A 24,899-nucleotide genomic window follows, 5' to 3' on the forward strand; every position below is an offset into this window, starting at 1 on the left:
TTTTTAATACTTTAAATTATACATTTTATTACATTTCTGTCAAGTTTTATTAATTATTGGCAATCTACTAATAATATTATATTTATTATAAAAAAGTATTAAAATATCATATCTAGGTTCCGTCGCTTCGCTCCAAGTCACCTTGCTATGATATTTTAATACTTCAAAACTGAAGGATTGAAATTATAAAAAGTTATTCACAGGGTAACATCTTTATAATTTTCTAAAGAGTAAAAAAGCGCAGCTTATAGCTGCGCATATTTTTTATTACTTATTTACTATTAAACATTCTCCAGTCATTTCAGCTGGTTTTTCTAGACCCATTTCATTTAACATTGTTGGTGCTATATCAGCTAGCTTACCTTCTTTTAATGTTCTTCCTTCTGTGTTGTTTGATACCCATAGGAATGGAACTGGATCTGTTGTATGAGCTGTAAATGGATTTCCTGTTGAAAAATCTATCATTGTTTCAGCATTACCGTGGTCAGCAGTTATGAATAATGTTCCGTCTTTTTCTAATATTTTATCTGCTACTCTTCCTAAGCATTCATCAACGGTTTCTATAGCCTTAACAGCCGCTTCCATTACCCCTGTATGACCAACCATATCTGGGTTAGCATAGTTTAGGATAATCATGTCATACTTATCTGAATCTATTCTATTAATTAATTCATCTGTTACTTCATAAGCACTCATTTCTGGCTTTAAGTCATAAGTTGCAACCTTCGGAGATGCTATAAGAGCTCTATCTTCACCTGGGTTTTCCTTTTCTACCCCACCATTAAAGAAGAATGTAACGTGAGCATATTTTTCTGTTTCAGCAATTCTTAATTGGTTTAAGCCTTTATTTGAAACATATTCACCTAAAGTATTGTTTATACTTTCTGGTCTGTATGCAACATTTACACCTTCTAAAGTCTTATCATATTGAGTCATTGTAACAAATGTTAAGTTTAGTGTTTCTCTATTAAATCCAGTAAATTCTTTATCATTAATAGCTCTAGTTATTTCTCTAGCTCTATCAGGTCTGAAGTTAAAGAATATTACAGAATCTCCATTTTTAATCATTCCATCTTTGTCTATAACAGCTGGTAAAACAAATTCATCTGTTTTGTTGTCATTATATGACTTTTCCATAGCTTCAACTGCTGAAGATGCCATTTCACCTTTACCAAGTATCATTGCATTGTAAGCAAGTTCAACTCTTTCCCATCTATTATCTCTATCCATAGCATAGTATCTTCCAGCTATAGTAGCTATCTTACCTACACCAATTTCTTTCATATAATTTTCAAGTTCAACTATAAAGTCTTTTCCTGATGATGGTGGAACATCTCTTCCATCCATAAAGCAATGAACATACACTTTAGTTAATCCTGCTTCTTTTGCTAAGTTTAATAATCCTTTTAAGTGATCTATGTGTGAGTGAACTCCACCATCTGATAATAATCCCATTAAGTGAAGTGCTGCATTATTTTCTTTTGCATTTTTAACTGCTAAAGTTAATGCTTCATTTTTAAAGAAACCACCTTCTGCAATTTCTTTAGTTATTCTAGTTAATTCTTGATATATAATTCTTCCAGCACCAATATTTAAGTGTCCTACTTCAGAGTTACCCATTTGTCCATCTGGTAATCCTACATATAATCCACTTGCTTGTAATTGAGTGTGTGGATATTTTCCAATTAATTTATCGAAATTTGGTTTCTTTGCTGCTTCAACAGCGTTTCCATCTGACTTTGGAGCTATTCCAAATCCATCTAATATCATTAACATTACAGGTTTCTTCGCCATAATTCCCTCCAAATTTTTTCAATCTATATTTGAAATAATATTGACAATAATAAATAATATAATATTATCTTTCTTTAATTTCCTCTATATTATACTATATTTAATTAATATAAACAATAAATCTACTTATTAGTTAAACCTTTGCAAAAAATAATTATTTTTTAACTAATTTACTAAACTGTATAAATATATTTTAAATCATATTACATAGAAAAGAAGGCTATTACCAAAATTAATTGGTAATAGCCTTCTTTAAAATATTACTTTTTTTCTTTTTTCTTTCTTAACAAAATTACGCCAACAGCTACAATAATAACTGCTATAGTTGCTACTACAGCTGAAGAAATCATTGCACCTGTATTTGGTAAGTTAATGTCATTACTACCTTTTCCGACATTGGTGTTATTATTACTATTATTATCTTCACTAATAGCACCATTATTACTACTATTCACATCATCTTTTTTATCATTTTCTGATAATGCTAAATTATTTATAGCATTCTTTAAACTTTTCTCTGCATTACTTACCTCTTCTTGTGTTGAATCTTCATTATCAAAAACTGTTTTAGCATTATTTAATACCTCATCTAACTTATTCCAAGATTCTAAAGTGTAATTTTCTTTATTTAATAATTCAGCTTTATTTATTAATTCATTGAGTTTATCCTTACTTGGTTTTAATCTCAAATTTAAATAAGCTCTCATCAAGTTATTATATGATTCATCCACTTCTTTTTGTATAGCATCTTCATTTGTTAAAATATCCTTAGAATTCTTTAAATTATCTTGTAAGTTCTCCCAAGTTGTTTTAATATATTCTGATTCTTCTAACTTCTCAATAACATTTACTAAATCTTTAAGCTTAATCTTATCTACATTCTTCTTTATTAGCTCATTTATTGCATTTTGTAAATTATGTGAAGCTTTTTCAACTTCATCTTTTAACGCATTTTCATCTTCGTAAACAGCTTTAGCTAATTCTAATTTATCTTGTAATTTTACCCAAGTCTCTTCTGTATATTGCTTTTCATTTAACCCTTCAGCTAAGTCAATCATATCTTTTAATGCTTCTTTGTCACCATTTTTATATTCAAGCATCCAAATTGCATTTATTAATCTATTAAATGATGCATCAACTTGAGCTTCAGTTGCGTCCGGGTCTGCTAATATTAATTTAGCCTCTTCTAATGCTTCATTAAATTCCTTTACTACAATTGGTACTACATCCTCTAATGCACCATCTAATTTTGCTTCTTCTGCATACTCTACTGCATATTGTAATAATAACTTATCTACTTCTACCTCTGGATTTTTTCTTTCTACATTTATTGTATATTTAACTTCTTTCAACCCATCTTCTGAATTAATAATTACTTCTATTAATTCATTGTTATTAACTGCATACTTAGATGTTTCAGAACTTTCTACCTTGTATATAACTGTTGAGGATGCATTATTAGTTGCATCAACTGTAACACTTGGTAGCTTTTCATCATTTTCAAGTATCAATGAATACTCTAATATATCCTGAGCAAATCCTTCTAAATCTTTATCATTTACTTTTATTGTATTTACATCAAAATTAGTATTTGAAACTACCTTTTCTTCAAAGGCTTTTATTTCTGTTATAGCTAGTGCCATATTACTTTGAGCGGTCATCTTAACTCTTAATGCATAAGTTTTTACTTTATCAAATGTATACACATTTGTACCTAATCCTGATATCTCTTCGGGATTTGTCACTAAATTAGTTACATCTATCCAGTTATTATCATCATTTAATGGAGAACTTTCTTCTTTAGCAACATGAGCTGGATTTTTAGGTAATGTTATTTCATCACCAACATAATATTGAATTACTACATTAGAAGGAATCTTTGTTCCACTATCTTCAAAATAGTCAATATTTAAGTTATCTATATATTTTTTCTCTGCTACTCCTGTTCCAAATATAATACCAACCCAGTCTGTTGTATTCATATTAGTTTTCTTCCAGTTACACCATCTATTATTAGTTGCATTTGGATCATGTTCAATCACATTATCATTTACCTTAGTTATACTATCCTTAGAAGATGATGAGACGCTAGTATCATTTGTATATGATGCTATAGCCATTGGTAAATCATATCCATTTCTAGCTCCTGCAATATTATCTCCAATTATACTTTCATTTGTAACTCTAACATTAGCCTTAGCTTCTATATCAATTCCTTCAACAACACCTGTAATTGTAAATTCACCTTCATTGTTTAATAATCCTTTATCATATTGATTCCAAATTACTGAACTATTTTTAACTGTTCCATCTGTACTATATACTTTTAAAGTAGTTGGTAAAGTAGGTTCTACTTTTATATTTGTAGCAACTGAAATATTTTCTACAGCTGAAACACCTTTTACAACTACCTTTGCAATAACCTTCAGCTCTTGACCTTCAACCGTACCATCTACTTCGAAAATACCATATTTATTATAATCTTCTTCATTTATTTTATCCCATTTAACCTTAACTTCTTTTGGTAATCCAATATCAAATGTTGCTTTAACCTTCTCTGGAAGTTTAGGAATTACTCCTTTTTCTGTTTCAACTATAACTTTTTCATAAGAAATTATTGTTTTTTCTTCTGTATTTTCTAAAATAGTTGTGCTTATTATATTAGTTTTCTTTGTAACACCTTTATATGTTACATCTGCATATATATCTATATCCCCAGCTTTATATAAATATAACTTATTATCTATTATTTTAGCCTCTGCACCACTTTCTGATACTACATTATATTTAATATCTAAAAGATTCATATCTATGCTATTTCCACTTTGCAATTTAGCATCAACTATTAAATCAATAATATTATCTTCAAGTAATTCACCTTTTCCTAAAGAGATAGTTGCACTATTTAGAATTGGATCATTTTCTTTAAACTTTACATAATATGTCTTTTCCAATTTACCATCCTCTGCAATAACTAATATTTTAGTTGTTGAATTAGATGTTAGTGCTGGTATTACAAATATACTAGCATTATCTTTAGCAGTTGCTGTTACTTCTGGAATAACATTTCCATATGGTAAATTAATAGTATATGATTCTGTATTTTCGTTAAATCCTTCTAGACTTTCTCCATTAACTTTTATTTCTTGTAGCAAAGCTGTCCCTTGAATTTTTAATACCTTTGAATATACTAATAGTTCTGTTAACCCAACTGCTTTATTTTTTGATGTATCTTCTTTTAATAAAACTCTTATTTTATTAGTGTTTACTGTATCAAATGTTATTTGTTCTACCCCTACGCCTGTGAATTCATTCTTTTTACTTTGATTGCTAACTGGAACCCAATTTGAACCATCAAAGTATTCAACTATAATCTCACTTGGTAAAGCAACACCAGAATCTGAATATAAAGCAATTCCAATCTTATTAATATAATATGATTCGCTAAATTCTATTCCAACATAATCATCAAAGTCTTGATTTGATTTTCCCCAGTTTGTCCATCTATTTTTAGGAGTACTACTTTGAGATACTACTCCATCATTTATTGTGCTTACGGGATCTGATCCAACATAAGTTGCAAATGGTTTAGGATATGTTGTACCATCATTTTTAGCAATATTGTTTTCTACTGAATTCTCAGAAACAACTACTATTGCTTTGGCTTTTAATGATGATAATCCTGTTACTAAGCCTTCAATCTCGATAGTTCCTACATTACTAACATCTTCTTTTGATAATTCTTTATCCCATTCTACTGGATATTTTTCAATACTTCCGTCATTGAAAACTGCTGAAACCTCTGTTGGAAGAGATTCCACTATTCCAACAGGTACTAGTATTCTTGTATCTAAAATTCCTATTATATCTTTAACTATAACTCTAATTGATACAGTTATCTCACTACCATTTACCTTCCCATTAACATTAAATACTCCTGCTTTTGAAAGCTTATCAGCTGACACTTTATCCCATGTAACATCAACTTCTTGTTTTTCCTCATTTGCAAATACAGCTGTTACTGTACTAGGTAAATTTAATTCACCATTTATAGGTACTGTAACATCATTAACATCATATCCAACTATCTTATTTTCTTCTAAATCGCCTTCTTCTACTGTATATATATTAATACTGTCTGATGATAATCCATTACTATTTGCAGTTAATGTAAATGAACCTGCATCTTTTGTAGATTGTACAATTACTAGAGCTTTCCCACTAAAAGCTTGTCTTTTAGTATCCTTATATCTTTCCACACTTGCTGCATTTCCATTATCAACTCCAACTATCTTTCCATTTCCTGATATTTCAAAATCAATTAAATTATCAGCTGTTGGAACTAATGTACCGTTTTCATCAACTATATCAACAGTTATATATGATAAATCATATCCATCTGCCTCTATAACTTGCCTATCAGCACTTAAATTTACCTTCTTTGCTTCATTTGCTGTTTTAACTATATCTCTTGCAATTTCTTTTCCATTTTCATCCTTCGCAACTGCTGTTATTTTTCCTGGCTTATATTCCACTTTAAACTCTAAATGAAGCTTTCCTTCTTCTGTCTCTTTATACTTACCATTATATCCAGCACTTGTTACTTCATATCTATCACTTGCAACTAATTCACCTAATTCTTCACTGTTTACATCTGAATTATAATATAAGTCAACACTATTTGCATTTGTATAAGCATACATTAAAATTTTATTACCATCTACTTTTATACTATCATCATTTTCCCAACTCCAATGAGGTAATAAATGCACCATTGGAGAATCTGACCATTGACTTTGATAAAAATAGAAAATATCCTTTTCAAACCCTGCTGTATCTATAGCTCCAAAATATGAAGATTTCGATGGATATGAACTATAGTATGGAGTTGGCTCACCTATATAATCAAATCCTGTCCAAATATATTCTCCTGCAATATATCCCCTATCCCTATCTCTTTTCCAAGCCTCTTCAGCAGTTTTTCCCCAACTAACATAATCATTATCATATGATGATTGTTGTAAATCTGGATACTTTGTCATTTGAGTTGATGTACCAGGATGTCTATAAATTCCACGACTTCTTGTTGCAGAAGAAGTTTCTGATCCATATAAATTCCAATCAGAATATTTGCTATGGATTTTATCGTATTTATCTTCGGCATAATTAAAACCAACAAGATCCACAATCTTAGCAACTTCTTCATGTTGTCCTTCTCCAGTTCCAGATCTAAACTTATCTTCACCCATTGTTGTAGGTCTAGTTGAGTCGATCTCTTTTACCCATTTATTCAAATTTGTAGCAGTTTGAACACCTTTTGTTTGAGCTGTCTCCCGTATCTCATTTCCAATAGACCATGCTATTATACTTGGCGCATTTTTACCTCTATTGACCATTTGTTTTATATCAAATTCAGCCCATGTCATATCACCATGGATTGACTTTTGTTCAAAAAATCTTCCATAATCATATGTTTTCTTTCCACTATACCATGTATCAAAAGCTTCTTCTATTAAAAGTATACCTTCTTCATTACAGATATCAATTAAGTGCTGAGATGCAGGATTATGTGTTACCCTTATAGAATTTACTCCCATCTCTTTTAATTTTTTAACTTGTCTTCTTATTGCTGCTTCATTATCAACTGCACCTAAAGCCCCCTGGTCATGATGCATACAAACTCCTTCTAATTTCATTTGTTCTCCATTTAAATAGAAGCCATTATCACTTGTAAATTCAAACCATCTTATCCCAAATTCAGTTTCATATTCATCTACAACTTCATTATTAATCATCACAGTTGTAACAATATTATATAGATATGGATTTATTGTACTCCAAAGTTGTGGGTTATTAACTACTATATCATCGTTAAATTGAAGCTTATTTCCTTTAAGAACAATTTGTAAATTAGTTTTTTCTGCTACCTTTTTACCTTCATTATCATAAATAGCTGATATAACTTGAACTTCTCTATCTACTGATTCCTCATTTACTATATCTGTCTTAACATTTACTGTAGCCATACCAGTAGAATATTCTTCTGATAAATTTGGAGTAGTTACATATGTTCCATATTGATCTACATGAACTTTGTCTGTAACCGTTAACTTTACATCTCTATATATTCCGCTTCCAGAATACCATCTACTACTAGCTTGTTTATTGTTTACCTTTACAGCTATAACATTTTCTGTTACTCCATCACAAACTAAATTTTCTGTTATATCAAAAGAAAATGGTGTATATCCATAAGGATGATTTCCAACCTGAACTCCATTTACATAAACATAACTGTCCATATAAACTCCTTCAAAATCAATTGATAGTTTTTTTCCTTCCATTTCAGAAGGTAAAGTAAACGTTTTTCTATACCATCCAGTTCCTCCATCTAAGTATCCACCCTCATGAGTTGATTCTGAATTGCTGTTAAAATCTAGCTCAATACTCCAATCATGTGGTAAACTTAACTTTTCCCAATTGCTATCATCAAAATTCTTTTCCTTCGCACCTTGAACATCCCCTAAGTTGAATACCCAGCCATCATTAAACAAAGTTGTTCTTTCAGAATTACTTTCTATAGTATTCGCAGTAGCAATTTTTTTACTAACTGTTTCTGCAAATACTGTAATTCCTGAAGAATTTGTGATTAACAAAGTAGCCAAAATAGTACTTAGTATTTTCTTACACTTCATATTACTTATCCCCCTCATAATTATGATTTATATAGTAAGTTCACTTACTAACTTTTTATTTGTATATTTTCAGTTAAATATTACCAGACATATTAATTATATTTGATAATTTAACTTTAATACATATGAATTTCTTCACTCTTTTATGAATTTTCTTAATTTTAAATCCAATTAAGAAAATAGTAAGATAAGTATATACACATTCCTACATTTATAAAATTTACTATAACAATGAAAAAACTATGTAAAGTATAAATTTAAATACGTTACATAGTTATAAAAACATTTAATAAAAGACTCCATAATAATTATAAGATAATTATTATGGAGTCTTCATTAATTAAAAGTTAACTATTTGTGAAAAATCAGCTGGAACTAAGCTAGCACCACCAACTAAAGCACCATCTATGTCAGACATAGCCATTTGATCTTTAATTGTATTTGGTTTAACTGATCCACCATATTGAATTCTTACTTTATCAGCAACTTCTTTTCCAAACATTTCAGCAACAACGTCTCTTATAGCCATTATTGTTTCATTTGCTTGTTCATTAGTAGCAGTTTTACCTGTTCCTATAGCCCAGATTGGTTCGTAAGCTATAACAACTTTTTCAGCTAATTCTTTTGATAATCCTTCTAAATCAGCTTTGATTTGAGCTCCAACAACTTCATTAGTTGTTCCATTTTCTCTTTGCTCTAAAGTTTCTCCACAGCAAAGAATTGGAGTTAAGTTGTGAGCAAATGCAGCCTTAACTTTTTTGTTTAGTGCTTCATCTGTTTCATTGAAGTATTCTCTTCTTTCACTATGTCCTAAAACAACATAGCTAACTCCCATTGCTTCTAACATTCCTGGAGCAACTTCTCCAGTGAAAGCGCCTTTTTCTTCAAAATGCATGTTTTGAGCAGCTACTTTTATGTTTGATCCTTCTACTGCCTTTAACACAGCATCTAAACAAACAAAAGTAGGACATACTACTACATCACATGTAGCATTAGCTACTAATGGTTTTAATTCTTCTACAACTTTTACAGCTTCTGCTGGAGTATAATGCATCTTCCAGTTTCCAGCTATTATTGGTTTTCTCATTTAAATCACCTCATATATAATTAATAATTGATAATGGATAATTGATAATTATAGAAATTATTCAACACAGTTGAATAATAAAAATTAAAATCCATAACTCCACCGAAGTGGAGTTATTTCATTAATTATGCATTATCCATTATGCATTTTTCATTCAACAAATAGATTTATCTATTTGTTATTTAGTGCTTCTATTCCTGGTAAAGCCTTACCTTCTAAGAATTCTAGAGAAGCTCCACCACCTGTTGAGATGTGAGTCATCTTATCTCCAAATCCTAAGATATTAACAGCTGCAGCTGAGTCTCCTCCACCGATAACTGTTGTTGCATCTGCATCAGCCATAGCCTTAGCAACTGCAATAGTTCCTTTGTTGAAGTTTTCGAATTCGAATACTCCCATTGGTCCGTTCCATATAACTGTTTTAGCATCTTTAATTGCATCTGCATATAAAGTTTCAGTCTTAGGTCCAATATCTAATCCCATGCTTCCTGCTGGAATATTTTGATCTTCTGTAACTACTGGTTCTACATCTTTGAATTCTGTAGCAACTCTGTGATCAACTGGTAATAAGAATTTAACTCCCTTTTGAGCTGCCTTTTCAATCATTTCTTTAGCATAGTCAATTCTATCTGCTTCTACTAAAGATGATCCAACTTCATATCCTTGAGCTTTTAAGAATGTATAAGCCATTCCTCCACCGATGATTAATGTATCAACTTTTTCTAATAAGTTGTTGATAACAGCTATCTTATCTGAAACTTTAGCTCCACCTAATATAGCAACGAATGGTCTAACTGGATTGTTAACAGCTTCTCCTAAGAATTTTAATTCTTTTTGAATTAAGTATCCACATACAGCTGTATCTAAGAATTCAGTAACTCCAACTGTTGAACAGTGAGCTCTGTGAGCTGTACCAAATGCATCATTTACAAATATATCAGCTAATGAAGCTAATTCTTTTGAGAATTCTTCAACATTCTTAGTTTCTTCTTTTCTACATCTTGTATTTTCTAATAATACAACATCTCCATCTTTCATTGCTTCAACAGCAGCTCTAGCATTTGCTCCTACAACTTCTTCATCTCTTGCAAATACTACTTCTTTGTTTAGCATTTCGCTTAATCTCTTAGCAACTGGAGCTAATGACTTAGATGCATCTTTTCCTAAGTGTGAACAAAGGATAACTTTAGCACCATTGTTTATTAAGTAATTGATTGTTGGTAAAGCACCATTTAATCTGTTTTCATCAGTTATAACTCCATCCTTTAGTGGAACATTGAAGTCACATCTTACTAAAACCTTTTTACCTTTAACATCTATATCTTCGATAGTTTTCTTATTAAAGCTCATTGATTTCACCTCTTAATTTATTTTTAATTGAAACTCTTAAAAGTTTCATTTTATATAATTAAACTTTTATTCAAAACAATAAATGCTTAATTTAAAAGTGGCCTGGCCTCATAGATTTTCTATAAAACCAGACCAACATTTAATGTCATATTCTAAGTATTTACTTAACTATTTAATTATCTAGTTACGAAGTACTTTAAAGTTCTGATTAATTGGTTAGTGTATGACATTTCATTGTCGTACCAAGCAGCAACTTTAACTAATTGCTCATCTCCAACTGTCATAACTTTAGTTTGAGTTGCATCGAATAATGAACCGTAAGTGATTCCGATAACGTCTGATGAAACTATTTCATCTTCAGTGTATCCAAATGATTCGTTAGCAGCAGCAGCCATAGCAGCGTTGATTTCTTCTACAGTTACTTTCTTGTCTAAAGTTACAACTAATTCAGTTAATGAACCTGTAGTAACTGGAACTCTTTGAGCACCACCATCTAATTTTCCTTTTAATTCTGGAATAACTAAACCAATTGCTTTAGCAGCTCCAGTTGAGTTAGGAACGATGTTTGCAGCAGCAGCTCTACCTCTTCTTAAATCGCCTTTTCCGTGAGGACCATCTAATGTATTTTGGTCATTAGTGTAAGCGTGGATTGTAGTCATGAATCCTTTTTGAACTCCAAATTTATCATTTAATACTTTAGCCATTGGAGCTAAACAGTTTGTAGTACATGAAGCACCTGAAATAACTGTTTCAGTACCATCTAATATATCATTATTTACGTTGAATACAACTGTCTTTATATCTCCAGTTGCAGGAGCTGAGATAACAACTTTCTTAGCACCAGCTTCTAAATGTAAACCAGCTTTTTCTTGAGAAGTGAAGAATCCAGTACATTCTAAAACTACGTCAACGTTTAATTCTTTCCATGGTAAGTCAGCAGGATTTCTTTCTGCAGTAACTTTAATTTCTTTTCCATTAACTACGAAAGCTCCTTCTTTAACTTCGATTTCTCCGTTGAATCTTCCTTGTGAAGAATCATATTTGAATAAGTGAGCTAAAGTCTTAGCATCAGTTAGATCGTTGATTGCTACCACGTTGAATTCTGGGTTTTCAATCATTAATCTTAATGCTAATCTTCCTATTCTTCCAAAACCATTAATTGCTACATTTACCATTTGCAATTACCTCCTAAAAATAGTTATATTTAAAATTTTTAAAATTTTAAGCTTATTCAGTATGATCCTTAATAAACTCCATAATTTTTCGTCCAGCTGCTTCATCTGTTACTAAAACTGCATTATGATTATTCATCATAGTTGCAATAATAGCATCAACTTTATTTTCCCCAGCTGCCACTGCAATATGTGTGTTAATTTTTCTTGCTTCATTAATATTTATTCCAATTGAAGTATTTTCTGATACTACATGTGAATCTTTGTTAAAATAACATCCGAAGGCTTCTCCAACAGCTCCAAGAGATTTTAGTTTATCATATTCTTCCTTTGAAACATCTCTTTTTTCTGCCATAACTAAAGCTTCTCCAATTCCATATATTAAAATATTTGCTTTATGTATGTTATCTATTACTTCTTTTATCTCTTTTTCTTTTAATAGAGTGTCTAAAAGATTTAAACTAAGATTTTCTGGAATATGAAGCAATTTATAAGAACCATTTAATTTTTTTGCTAAAGATGCTGCTAAAGTGCTTGCTTGAATTTCAACTTTTCTTCCCATACCACCTCTAGCTGGTACAACAAGAATATTTGAAAGACTATTCATCTTTGGCATTGCTTCTACAAACTCTTTAATAGTATTTCCACCTGTTATAGCTATTATGTTATCATTTTCTATTGTTGATTTTAAATATTGAGCTGTAGCTTTTCCAATTTCTTTTAATATTGTTTGATTTTTTTCAACATCTCCTGGAACAATTACTACATTTTTTAACCCAAGGAAGGATCTTATGTTTTCTTCAATATCTGATAAGCCTTTAATTTCGTGAATAAAATCTTTAAGCTTACCAACTATTTCTCGCCCCTCCTCAGTCACTGTCATCCCCGGAGTATTAATTTCAATTAAATTTTGAGATTTTAAAAAATTAATTTCTGTTCTAACTATTCTTTCTCCAAGATCTAATTGATTTGCTAAAACACGTCTTCCAATAGGTTGATTGTAATATATAGTCCTAAGAATACTATATCTTTTTTCCAGGACTTCTACAAGTTCAGGAACTATTTTTTTCTGTAAAGACAATATTTCCTGCACATCCAACCCTCCTCTTTGGTCTAAAAAGGTCCCGCATATTATTTATGTGTCCCACATTTATTATTATAAAACACTTCTATAAATTTTAAAAGTACTTTCTTTAAACTTTTCCAAAACTTTTTACAAAATTTAAGTGTTTTATGTTTAAAAAGGAAAGTTAATACAAAATAAAGTTCTTTATTTAACTTTCCTATTTTAAATAAATTTTATTCTATTCTTTTTCTTTTACTTGAAGATTTTATTCCAAGTTCTTCTCTATACTTAGCTACCGTTCTTCTAGATATATTTAATTTTTTTTCATTTAAGTAATCACAAATAGCTTGATCAGATAAAGGTTTCTGCTTATCTTCTCTATCAATGATATCTTTTATATTATTTTTAATATTAACTACTGCAACTTCTTCTCCATCACTTTTATTAACACTTAACCCTGTAGCAAATAAATCTTTTATTTTCACTGTACCAAAACTAGTTAATATATACTTGTCCTTAATAGCTCTACTTACTGTAGACTCATGGATTCCAAGCATCTCTGCCATTTCTTTCAACGTCATTGGCCTTAAGTACTTTTGTCCCTTATCAAAATATTTTTCTTGCTTTTCAACTATCTTTTCTAATATTCTAAGTAATGTACTTTTTCTTTGCTCAATACTTTTTATTAAAAACATTGCACTATTCAATTTTTCTTTAACATAATTTTCTGTATTTTTATCTTCCTTGTTATTTAATACTTCTTTATATATATTACTAATTGATAATTTAGGTATAACTCCATCATTCATGACTACAAAATACTGCCCATCAATTTTTCTAATAGCTGCATCTGGTATTATAAATTTAACCTCATCCCCAGTATAGAAACCTCTTGATGGTTTAGGTTCTAGATTTTTTATTATATCTCCTAAATCTTGGGCTTCTCTTGGAGTAATTTTTAATTTTTTTGCAATTACATTAAATTTATTATCTGCAATTAAATCTAAATATTCATCAATAATTATCTCTAAATTATCGTCTAATAATCCTTTTTTTATTAATTGTATTTTTAAACATTCCTTTAAATCCCTAGCCCCTATTCCATCTGGATCTAGGTCTTGAAGAATTTCTAAGGAATCTTGTGCTAACTCAATAGAAATATTTAATTCCTTACAAATATCTTCTAGAGACATATCTAAATATCCTCTACTATCTATATTTTCAATCATGTAAGAAACTATAGCCTTCTTATATTCATCCTCTTCACTTTCAATTAGTTGCTCTTTTAAATACTCAGTTAAAGATTCTTTTTCCGAAATAAAATTAAATGGTGACACATCATCTTCCTTATTATATTCACCATAACTTTGAGATCCATAATTATCAAACTCTAAGTATTTAATCATTTCTTTATAATCAATTTTATCGTCATATTTCTTATCTTCTTGAACAAAATCAAAATTCCCTTCAAGAATTGGATTTTCTAAAAACTCATTTTCTATATAATCTCTCAAATCATAAGTTGACATTTGAAGTAGCTTTATAGAAAGCTGCATTTCTTGAGTCATTATTAATCTTTGTTCTTGAGTAAGATTTAAATTAAAATCTAATTTCATAAAGTAACACCTTCATTCAATAAACTACAACTTTTACTTTTTCATTAATAATATGGACTTGTCCTCACTACTAGTATATACAAAAAGTAAACGTTATAGCAAGTCTCAATATTTCTTTTATTCAATCAATTCAAAATTATAAAAAATAAGAGCATTGTTTTTCTGAAACAAGCTCCCATTTTTGTATTATTATAACAAATTATTCACTTAAGTAAAATAAACCACAAGCTCCAAGACCAGAATGAATACCAACAGCACAACCTGGTGTAGTTTCTATATAATTGATATTATTTTCATCTAAATACTTTTTAAGTTCAGCTTTAATTTCTGGACTTCCTATTTCAATTAGCATGACAGGTTCATTTTTGTCTACATTAGAGTTTTCAAACTCAGAAATTATCTTCTTTATAACTTTTTTATTTCCTCTAACTTTATCTTTTGCTACCATCATTCCATCTTCAAATCCAATTATAACCCTAAGACCTAGAGCTGTTCCTATAACTCCAGCTGTCTTGGAAATTCTTCCACCACGTACTAAGTTTTCTAAAGATTCAAAGCATAATGACGCAGTCATCCTAGGTATCATTTTTTCAATTTCTGTTTTTATTTCTTCAGGACTTAATCCCTTATCTCTAAGTTCACAAGCCTTTAACACAAAAAAGCCTTGTGCAGATGTTATAACTTGTGTATCTATTATAGTTATATCTTCTGATCCAATCATTTCTTTTGCTATATTAGCTGAATTATAAGTTCCACTCATATTTGAAGACATAAGTACTGCTACTACTTTGTATCCTTCATTTAAGGCATTTCTAAAGTATTCTTCAAATCTATTTGGAGTTATTTGTGCAGTAGTTGGTAAAACTCCCTCTTTATCAATTTTATCTAGCATTTCTTTTAGATTAATTTCATCTCTATCTATATAACTTTTATCTCCAAAGTTAATTAATGCTGGTAATATATCAATATTATTCTTTTGAATCAATTCTTCTGGAATGTCTAAACAACTATCCGTCAATATTTTAATCTTCTCCATTATTATTCCCCCTAATTATTTCATTTCAGGAAAACCAATCTGTCTTAATGCCTCATATGCAATAATTGCTACTGTATTAGAAAGATTTAAGCTTCTTGTGCTAGTTTTTATCATTGGTATTCTTATTCCTTCATGAGCATTATGTACTTCCTCTGGAACTCCTGAAGTTTCTCTTCCAAACATTATAAAATCTCCTTCTTTAAAGGAAACCTCATCATAATGCTCTCCTCCATGTGTAGTAGCTAAGAACATTCTTTCTTTTCCATATTTTTTCATAAAATCTTCATAGCTTTCATGAATTTCTAATTTCAATTCGCTCCAATAATCTAAACCTGCTCTTTTTACTTGCTTATCATCTATTTTAAATCCCATAGGTTTAATTAAATGTAATGTTGAATTAGTCAAAACACAAGTTCTTGCAATATTCCCTGTATTTTGAGGTATTTCTGGTTGATATAAAACTATATTTAAATTCATTATAAAACCTCCATATAAAAAAGTAAGATGAAATCACCTTACTTAATTAATACCATATAACAAATAATACTATATGAAAACTTATTAGTCAAAGTCATTTATACTTTATTAACAGAATATTTTCTTATATATTAAAAATTTTCTTTATTGCCTTTGCAACTCCATTGTCTTTATTAGTATCAGTAATATAATCTGCTAATTTTTTTACTGGCTCTATTGCATTTCCCATAGCAACCCCTAACCCAGCATACTCAATCATAGATATATCATTTTCATTATCCCCTATACACACTATTTCATTTCTTTTAAATCCATAGTAATCAGCTAAAGCTTTTACAGCTTTCCCTTTTGAAACACCTTTATTGTTAATTTCTACACTCCTAGAACCAGCTCCAAAGTATACTACACAATCAAGCTTATCTAGTTCTTTTTTTAAAGCAATAATCTTTTTAGGCTTAGCTGAAAAAGCGATGCATTTTGTAATTTGACCATTAGTCTTTCTAAAAAATTCTTTCCATTTTTCTAAATCTTTTATAACATAATAATTTATCTTTAAATTATCATAACCAACTTGCTTAGTCATATATAATTTAGTCACAAATTTTGTTGCTTCACTTCCACAATAAATTCCATCTAAAGTGTAAAAATGAAAAAGAAACTTCATTTTGTACAATATTTCTATTAACTTTATACATTCTTCAGTCTTTATTGGATTTTCATATATTACTTTATTAGTATATTTTTCTCTAACAATAGCCCCATTTGCGGCGATAACTGGGGATTCAACTCCAAGAAGATGCGAATAATAAGCTGCATTATTGTATATTCTTCCTGTAGTTACAACTATCTCTACACCTTTTTCATGAATTTCTTTTATAACTTCTTTGCTTTCTTTAGATATTTTTCTTCCTTTTCCAAGTAAGGTTCCATCCATATCAATACAAACCATCTTGTATTCCATAAAATACTCCTTTTCCACCTTTATTATATTAATAATATCATTTGCAAAAGTATTCGACAATAAACTTAAGAGTAAATAAAGTAAAAAACATTTTACAAATGTAAAATGTTTTTAATATCAATACCGTTACTAATTTTGTTCCTTATTTTCTTCTTTATTTTGGTCTTTGTTTTGATCAGAATTTTGATCAGCATTTTGGTCTTTGTTTTCATCAGAATTTTGATTTTGAGTTTCTTCCTTCTTTGTTTCTTCCTTTTTCTTAGTTCCCTTCTTTTTAACTGTATTAGTTGTCATATAAACATCTGTAGATATTAACTCTCTATCTACTTCCACTCCATTTTCATAAGTAACTTGATAGGAATTTGCCTTATATCCCGGCATACCATAGGATACAACTTTTTCAGTTCCCTCTTCCATAGTTGAATCTTCTTCATACTTAACTTCTGGATCATACTTTTCAAGTATCTCATTTACAAGGTCATAAGTCTTATTTCCCATGGCTTCAACATTTCCGTATATTGAAAAATTAACTACTCCTCCACTAACATAACCTTGAATATATATTGGAAAATCATAAGTGTTAACAAACTTATAATCTAAATAAGGATTTGCTACTGTAGCATCTAATCCTGGTTCTGAGTATGAAACTGTTAATGAGTGATTAGTTCTTTCTGTGGATCTTATATTTGCTCTCATTACAGCTCTGTATAAAGTAGTTGATACTTGACAAATACCTCCACCATAATCAGGCACTATTTCATTACCTACATATGTATTAGCTTTTTCATACCCTTTTTCTGGTGTAGTATCTCCAATTAATGCATTGTAACTAAACTCTTCTCCAGGCATAACTATAGTTCCATTAATAGTACTAGCTGCTATTTCCATATTTTTAACTCTACCATCACCAGTATTAGAATATTTACTACTATAGCTACTAATAACTCCAGTTATTTTCTTTAAATCTTCTGCTTTTATTTTTGCTTCTTGTTCTACTAAATCAAAAGTTAATTCTACTTCATCACTTGGATCTCCATTAATACTTTCTATTAATTTATTATGAAGTTCTTCTTTGTCAATAGTCTTTCCTGAAACTTCTGGAGTAATTGTTATATTACCAGAATTTATTACTATCTCTGCATTTTTAGGTTCAATATTAACTTCTTCTAACACTTTATCTTCAAAAGCTACTAATGATTCTTCATCAAAAGATATATCAGCATTTAAATTTATAGTATTCTTACCTTTAATTAAAGATTTCTTAGCAAATAATCCCTCATCTTTTCCATAAGCTAATGCTTCAGTAGCTATATCCTCAGTATTGTATGTTAGATTTAATTCGCTATAGCTTAATTCTAGACTCTTATCTCCAACAACAACCTTTAACTCCTTGTCCATAATCGCCTGCGCTAGCTTATCATTTAATACAGATACAACCCCTTCCTTATTTAATCCACCTATATTTACCCCATAAACGTAAACCTCTGGATAAACTTTATCTTCCCAAGCTGCAACTTTTTTATTTAACGAAAAAAAGTATCCAATAATTCCTATTATAACTAATGCAAGTATAACTCCTGCAGCTATTAATGTATTTTTATTAATTTTTTTCAACATCCCCACTCCTTCCTACTAAGCATAATAATTCACATGTCCATAATATTATATTACATTTTTCACTTAAATTTAACATAAATATATTAACATTTAATTATTATTTTCAAGTAATTATTTCCAATTATTATATATAAAAAATAGATGGAAAATCTATTTTTTATATATAATAAACCTTCCATCTTTATTCACTAACTTTATATAGCAACTTTACTTCTAACTTGTGATGTTTCACCATCAGCATCAAAAGCTTCTATAGATATTGTTACTGGAACATTAGTTTTAACAGGAAGCTCTGATAAACTAATCTCAAAACTAGTATCATTTTTATCTACAGTTCCAATCCAGTATCCATTTTCAAATATATTATATCCTAAAAGATCTATATCAGGGTTCTTACTCCAAGTAATTTTTAACATTCCATTTTGCTTAACTGCTCTTAAATTTCTAACTTGTTTAGGTTGCATCAAAAGATCTAAACTATCTGGACCCCAGTTAGCATCTACTGGATTTCCAACTCCTTGAACCACTTCACCTTCACTATATTGCCATATTCTCCATCTAGTCCAACCTCCAATATTTGGAGGATAATCTGGATTTATTTCTACATTAGTATACATTGCAATCCATAAAGGCATAGTTTTTAAAGGTTGACTTCCATCAGGTAATTTAAAATCATTATAAAGTTCTATAAAGAAAGCTCCTGTATATAACATTAATCTACGCCTAGTTTTTCTCTCAAACCTTTGTCTAAATCTTTGTATCCAATCAATCAATGCTTTTGTGCTTATTTTATTATCTATAGGAGTTTCCACATCTAATACAGGAAATAAATCACCATAGTTCCTCGTTCCAAAACCCTCCTGTAATATGTTTATGAAATCATCACATTGTGAATCTGCTGTAGTTAAGTCATAGGAAGGCACGGCAAAGTGATATGCTCCTACTGGTATTCCATAATTTCTAGCTGCTTTTGCAAACTCTAAAAACTTTCTATCTACTCTAAACCTTCCTGATCCAGAACCTGAAGATCTCAAGTATAAAAAGTCTATAGTTCTTGCTAAAGTTTGAAAATTAACATTTTGAGTATATTCATTTATATCTATTCCAAAAGTGCTGTTGGGATTTTTATTTTGCATTTTTCCTCCAAGAAAAATAATCTCTATATTAGTTTATTAACTACCTTCTTAAAGGTTACTTTAATATTTAATTAATGCACTTTAACTTTATACAAAAGCTTACATCATTCCCTACGCATTCAGCCCAAATATTCCCATCATGTAATTTAACTATATTTTTTGATATGGCGAGTCCAAGGCCACTACCTTTAACATTAGAGTTTCTAGCTTCATCTACTCTATAAAATCTATCAAATAATCTTTCTACCTTTTCCTTAGGTATATTATCGCCTTTATTTTTAATTACTATATTAACATAACCATCATTTTTATATGTAGATACTATTACTTCACCAGGTTTATATGAGTATTTAATAGCATTAGAAAGTAGATTTTCAATTACTCTAACCATTTTCCCTGCATCTATTTCAACTATATACTTCTCATCTACAAATTTTTTAACTATCTCTATTTCATTTTCCTCAAACATAGGAATATACTCTTCTATAATTTGAGATAAAAATTCAACTATATTAACTTTATTTTTTTCTAACACTATACCTTGATTATTAAGCTTAGTATATTCGAACAAATCCTCTATTAATTCCTTTAGCTGATTAGATTTATTAAAGGCAATATTTAAATACTCCCTCATCATAGCTTCATCTTCATATTTACCTTCTTTAATTAACCCTATATAACCCATAACAGATGTTAATGGAGTTCTTAAATCATGAGAAACATTGGTAATAAGTTCACTTTTAGTTTTTTCCGATCTTCTCTCCGCTTCTATTCTACTTTCTATTTCTTCTGCCATAGTATTAATATTTCCAGCTAAATTTTTAATTTCATCCTTTCCCTTCTCTTGAACTCTATAAGATAAATCTCCACTTGATATTATCCTAACTCCAGATGCAATTTCCTCTATGTACTTCATTTTCTTATTAGTTACTATTATAAATATAGAAATAAACACAATCACTGAGAGCACAAGGGCTAAAAAGGAGTTTGTATCTGTATAATAGTCATAAGAAATATATGGTGTAGGTGTTTTATAATATATAAGATACGCTCTATCACCACTTATATTAACAGGATAAATATAAACTCTCTCGGCTCCCTCTTCTTGTACTGTATTACTTCTGTCTAATATAGTATATATGTCTAGCTTATCTTGTCCATCTCCATTTACCTTATATAAAATATTTCCATCTAAATCAGTTAGATATATTTTAGATTTTTCATTACTATAATTATTCAGTATATTATTTATCGTTTCTTCATCTTCAAGTCCTTGAATTTCATTGTAACCATAATCACCACTTAGACTTTTGGCAATATAATTAGCATTATCTTGAATTTCACCATAATCATATTCAAGTTTAGTGATAGTTTTATCTCTAGCTAATAAATTATTCGCAAAGCCATAAAATAAAAATGAAGCTATAAAACAAATACCAAAGACTAACATAAGCTCAAATCTAATGCTTTTTTCTATTCTTCTATATACCCACTCTAAAAGCTCTCTAAATTTAATTCCAAGTTTTGATTTGTAAAACTTATAAAAAATTCTTAGGATAAGCTTCTTTAATCTCTTAAAAAATCCAATCTTCTCTTTTTTCACTTTCTCCTTCTTTTCTTTTTTTCTACCTATCAATTTTATATCCAACCCCCCACACAGTCTTTATGTATTTTGGTTTTCTAGGATCATCCTCTATCTTTTCTCTAACCTTCCTTATATGAACCATAACGGTATTATCAGACTGCATAAAATCTTGTTTCCATACACTATTGTAGATATTTTCTATACTAAAGACCTTCCCCCTATTTCCACCAAGTAATACTAATATATCAAATTCAGTTGGAGTAAGTTTAATTTCATCCCCTTCTTTAAAAACTTCATGAGTTTCTAAATTAATACTTAATTCCTCTATTTCTAATATATTATCTTCTTTTTCTTGAGTATCAACTTGTGCTAATGCCTTATTAAATCTTTTATATCTTCTAAGCTGAGATTTTACTCTTGCAACTAACTCCAAAGGATTAAAAGGTTTAGTTAAATAATCATCTGCTCCAGTATTTAATCCTAAAATTTTATCCATATCTTCTGATTTAGCAGAAAGCATAATTATTGGCATTTCTCTTTCTTCTCTTATTCTTAAACAAGCTTCAATACCATTAACCTTTGGCATCATTATATCTAAAATTATTAAATCAACATTTTGCTTTTCTAAAATATTTAAAGCTTCTTCACCATTTTCAGCCTTTAAGGTATCATATCCCTCACCTTTTAAATATATATCTATTAAATCTCTAATTTCTTTTTCATCATCAACAATTAAAATTCTTTCTTTACTCAAAATATACACTCCCCTTCTTTTCTAAGATTAGTTTATCATACTCTAAGCTTTTATCTATATTCTAGATAAAATATCTTAATAATAAAGTTTATAATTTCTTAAAAAAAACTTAAAAATATAAATAACATATTACTTGTTCCGTCACTTCGTTCCAAGTCACCGTACTATGTTATTTATATTTTATATACCAAATGTAATAATTCCTCATCCTTCGGAATTATAAATTTTTGTTCTGTTTCTAGCTTCCAAGCTATCGAAAAATTAATATATGCGCTTCAAATCTAAATGATGGAAATTATAAAAAGTTATTCACAGATAATATTTTTATAACTGGTCTAAAGATAAAAAATACTGCACTCTTAAGAGTGTAGTATTTCTATTAATTATGGATTTATATATTCATTTTTTCTATAATACTCCAAAAGCAAGTATTAATGTACCAAATACTATTGATACCATTGACATTAATTTTATTAATATATTTATAGATGGTCCAGTTGTATCTTTAAATGGATCTCCTACTGTATCACCAACTACTGCTGCCTTATGGCAATCTGATCCCTTTCCACCTAAAACTCCTGATTCAATATATTTTTTAGCATTATCCCAAGCCCCTCCTGAATTTGACATCATTATTGCCATAGCAAATCCTGTTACAGTTGAACCCGCAAGTAACCCCGCTACTCCATTAGGTCCAAGAATTAATCCTACAATTACAGGAGTTGCTATTGCTATTATTGCTATTGTAATAAGTTCTTGTTGAGCAGACCTTGTACAAATGTCCACACAAGATTCATAGTCTGGTTGCCCTTTTCCTTCCATAAGACCTGGAATCTCTTTAAATTGTCTCCTTACTTCTACTACTATCTTAGAAGCAGCTCGTCCTACTGCATCCATTGTCTTCGCTGAAAACAAAAACGTTACCATACCACCAATAAATAATCCTATTAATACTTGTGGGTTTAATATAGATAAATTAAATTCAAAGTTATATATTCCACTTTTAACTATATTTTCAATAGAATCCTTATATGCCGCTATAAATGCAAGAGCTGTTAAGGCTGCTGAACCTATAGCAAATCCTTTTCCTGTTGCAGCAGTAGTATTGCCTAGAGAATCTAAAGCATCTGTCCTCTTTCTAACTTCTGGATCTAACTCTGCCATTTCAGCTATACCTCCTGCATTATCTGCAATAGGTCCATAAGCATCTGTTGCAAGAGTAATCCCTAATGTAGATAACATTCCAACTGCTGAAATTGCTATTCCATATAATCCTAAATTAAAATTTTGTGCTCCTCCTGATAAATTAAAGCTTATTAACACCGATATTGCTACTATTATTACTGGAATTGCAGTAGATGCCATTCCTAAAGAAAGTCCCCCTATTATAATAGTTGCTGGTCCTGTTTTACTCATATCAGCTAATTTTTTAGTTGGTTTATAATTATCTGAAGTATAATACTCTGTAAAGTATCCTATTAGTATCCCTGCAATAAGTCCTGATAATATACTAAAATAAATTCCTATGTTTTCTAATCCTAATAATTCTCTTACAATAAAGAAGGATCCTACAGCTACAATTGATGAAGAAATGTAAGTACCTCTTCTTAATGCACTTAAAAGATTTTTTTGACTTGCATCTTCCTTAGCGCTAACGAAGAAAGTTGAGAATATAGAGGCTATTACTCCTAAGCTTGCTACTAATAAAGGAACTGCTACTCCTTCTGTTGATAATCCAGCTGCTACTGCTAAAGCACATGAAGATATTAATGAACCAACATAAGATTCATAAAGATCTGCCCCCATACCTGCCACATCACCAACATTATCACCAACATTATCTGCTATAACTGCTGGATTTCTTGGGTCATCTTCTGGAATTCCAACTTCAACTTTTCCAACTAAATCAGCACCAACATCTGCTGCCTTTGTAAATATACCACCACCAACTCTTGCAAATAAAGCCATTGAAGACGCACCAATTCCAAAAGTTAAGATATTAGTTGTAACTTGAAGTAATCTTTCTGCTTCTGCTAAATCACTATAATACCAATCCAAGAATGAGTAACCTAAAGCTATATATAAAAGCCCTAAAGAAACTACTACTATACCAATTATTGAACCACTTTTAAATGAAACTTTTAAAGCTCCATTTAGACTTTTCTTAGCTGCAGTAGTAGTTCTTGAATTGGCATGAGTTGCTACCTTCATACCTATAAATCCAGTAAGTCCTGATAAAAATCCACCAATAACAAAAGAAAAAGGTAAAAATATTGAAACATATCCAAAAAAACTCATTACTAAAAACACAAGAAACATCAAAACAAAAAATATTGCGACACCCTTATATTGTCTTTTTAAATATGCATCTGCCCCTTTTCTAATCTTAGCAGAAATACTTTTTACTTTTTCATTTCCTTCATCAGCCTTCATAACTATTCTTGCCTGATAAGCAGAAAAAAGTAAACCTAAAACAGCTCCAAATAAAACCCAAAGAATAAAATTCATAAAAATTCCTCCCATTATATATAAAATAATTACTCTTACTTTATT

Annotated in this window: 15 protein-coding genes; all 15 read right to left on the bottom strand. The window is 29.7% G+C overall.

Going from position 1 to position 24,899, the window contains the following annotated elements:
- Positions 1 to 267: 267 nt before the first annotated feature.
- The 15 genes from gpmI to ACQPUY_RS14755 all read right to left on the bottom strand — a co-directional run bounded on the left by gpmI (position 268) and on the right by ACQPUY_RS14755 (position 24,854).
- On the bottom strand, positions 268 to 1,794 hold the full coding sequence (gene gpmI, locus ACQPUY_RS14685) for a 2,3-bisphosphoglycerate-independent phosphoglycerate mutase (RefSeq protein WP_430842261.1): 1,527 nt from the start codon (positions 1,792 to 1,794) through the stop codon (positions 268 to 270).
- Positions 1,795 to 2,054: 260 nt separating this feature from the next.
- A complete protein-coding gene (locus ACQPUY_RS14690) occupies positions 2,055 to 8,489 on the bottom strand; it encodes an Ig-like domain-containing protein (protein ID WP_430842263.1) in 6,435 nt (2,144 codons plus the stop codon).
- A gap of 340 nt (positions 8,490 to 8,829) precedes the next feature.
- Positions 8,830 to 9,576 carry a triose-phosphate isomerase gene (gene tpiA, locus ACQPUY_RS14695; protein ID WP_430842265.1) on the bottom strand — a complete coding sequence of 249 codons (747 nt, stop codon included), beginning with the start codon at positions 9,574 to 9,576 and terminating at the stop codon, positions 8,830 to 8,832.
- Positions 9,577 to 9,747: 171 nt separating this feature from the next.
- Positions 9,748 to 10,926 carry a phosphoglycerate kinase gene (locus ACQPUY_RS14700; RefSeq protein ID WP_430842267.1) on the bottom strand — a complete coding sequence of 393 codons (1,179 nt, stop codon included), beginning with the start codon at positions 10,924 to 10,926 and terminating at the stop codon, positions 9,748 to 9,750.
- A gap of 176 nt (positions 10,927 to 11,102) precedes the next feature.
- Positions 11,103 to 12,101, bottom strand: a complete 999-nt coding sequence (gene gap / locus ACQPUY_RS14705) for a type I glyceraldehyde-3-phosphate dehydrogenase (protein WP_430842269.1) — start codon at positions 12,099 to 12,101, stop codon at positions 11,103 to 11,105.
- Between the two features lie 52 nt (positions 12,102 to 12,153).
- Entirely contained in the window at positions 12,154 to 13,191 is a 1,038-nt protein-coding gene (locus tag ACQPUY_RS14710) for a sugar-binding transcriptional regulator (RefSeq protein WP_430842271.1), read from the bottom strand.
- Between the two features lie 206 nt (positions 13,192 to 13,397).
- Complete coding sequence (gene rpoN / locus ACQPUY_RS14715) at positions 13,398 to 14,780, bottom strand: RNA polymerase factor sigma-54 (RefSeq protein ID WP_430842273.1); 1,383 nt, start codon at positions 14,778 to 14,780, stop codon at positions 13,398 to 13,400.
- A 199-nt stretch (positions 14,781 to 14,979) separates the two neighbouring features.
- Complete coding sequence (locus tag ACQPUY_RS14720; RefSeq protein ID WP_430842275.1) at positions 14,980 to 15,816, bottom strand: DegV family protein; 837 nt, start codon at positions 15,814 to 15,816, stop codon at positions 14,980 to 14,982.
- Positions 15,817 to 15,831: 15 nt separating this feature from the next.
- Positions 15,832 to 16,293 (bottom strand): tRNA (uridine(34)/cytosine(34)/5-carboxymethylaminomethyluridine(34)-2'-O)-methyltransferase TrmL, encoded by a 462-nt coding sequence (trmL, locus tag ACQPUY_RS14725; RefSeq protein ID WP_430842277.1) that lies wholly within the window; start codon positions 16,291 to 16,293, stop codon positions 15,832 to 15,834.
- Between the two features lie 124 nt (positions 16,294 to 16,417).
- The gene (locus ACQPUY_RS14730) at positions 16,418 to 17,254 is read right to left on the bottom strand and encodes a Cof-type HAD-IIB family hydrolase (RefSeq protein ID WP_430842279.1); all 837 of its coding nucleotides are present in this window, start codon (positions 17,252 to 17,254) and stop codon (positions 16,418 to 16,420) included.
- A gap of 129 nt (positions 17,255 to 17,383) precedes the next feature.
- On the bottom strand, positions 17,384 to 18,871 hold the full coding sequence (locus ACQPUY_RS14735; RefSeq protein ID WP_430842281.1) for a VanW family protein: 1,488 nt from the start codon (positions 18,869 to 18,871) through the stop codon (positions 17,384 to 17,386).
- A gap of 194 nt (positions 18,872 to 19,065) precedes the next feature.
- The gene (locus tag ACQPUY_RS14740; RefSeq protein WP_430842283.1) at positions 19,066 to 20,007 is read right to left on the bottom strand and encodes a glycoside hydrolase family 25 protein; all 942 of its coding nucleotides are present in this window, start codon (positions 20,005 to 20,007) and stop codon (positions 19,066 to 19,068) included.
- 67 nt (positions 20,008 to 20,074) lie between these two features.
- The gene (locus ACQPUY_RS14745; protein WP_430842285.1) at positions 20,075 to 21,643 is read right to left on the bottom strand and encodes a sensor histidine kinase; all 1,569 of its coding nucleotides are present in this window, start codon (positions 21,641 to 21,643) and stop codon (positions 20,075 to 20,077) included.
- A complete protein-coding gene (locus ACQPUY_RS14750) occupies positions 21,633 to 22,346 on the bottom strand; it encodes a response regulator transcription factor (RefSeq protein ID WP_430842288.1) in 714 nt (237 codons plus the stop codon). The genes ACQPUY_RS14745 and ACQPUY_RS14750 overlap by 11 nt, the downstream gene beginning before the upstream one ends.
- Positions 22,347 to 22,754: 408 nt before the next feature.
- Positions 22,755 to 24,854, bottom strand: a complete 2,100-nt coding sequence (locus ACQPUY_RS14755) for a sodium-translocating pyrophosphatase (RefSeq protein ID WP_430842290.1) — start codon at positions 24,852 to 24,854, stop codon at positions 22,755 to 22,757.
- Positions 24,855 to 24,899 lie beyond the last annotated feature (45 nt).

It is taken from the genome of Clostridium nigeriense (assembly GCF_050585245.1).
GTDB lineage: Bacteria > Bacillota > Clostridia > Clostridiales > Clostridiaceae > Clostridium > Clostridium nigeriense_A.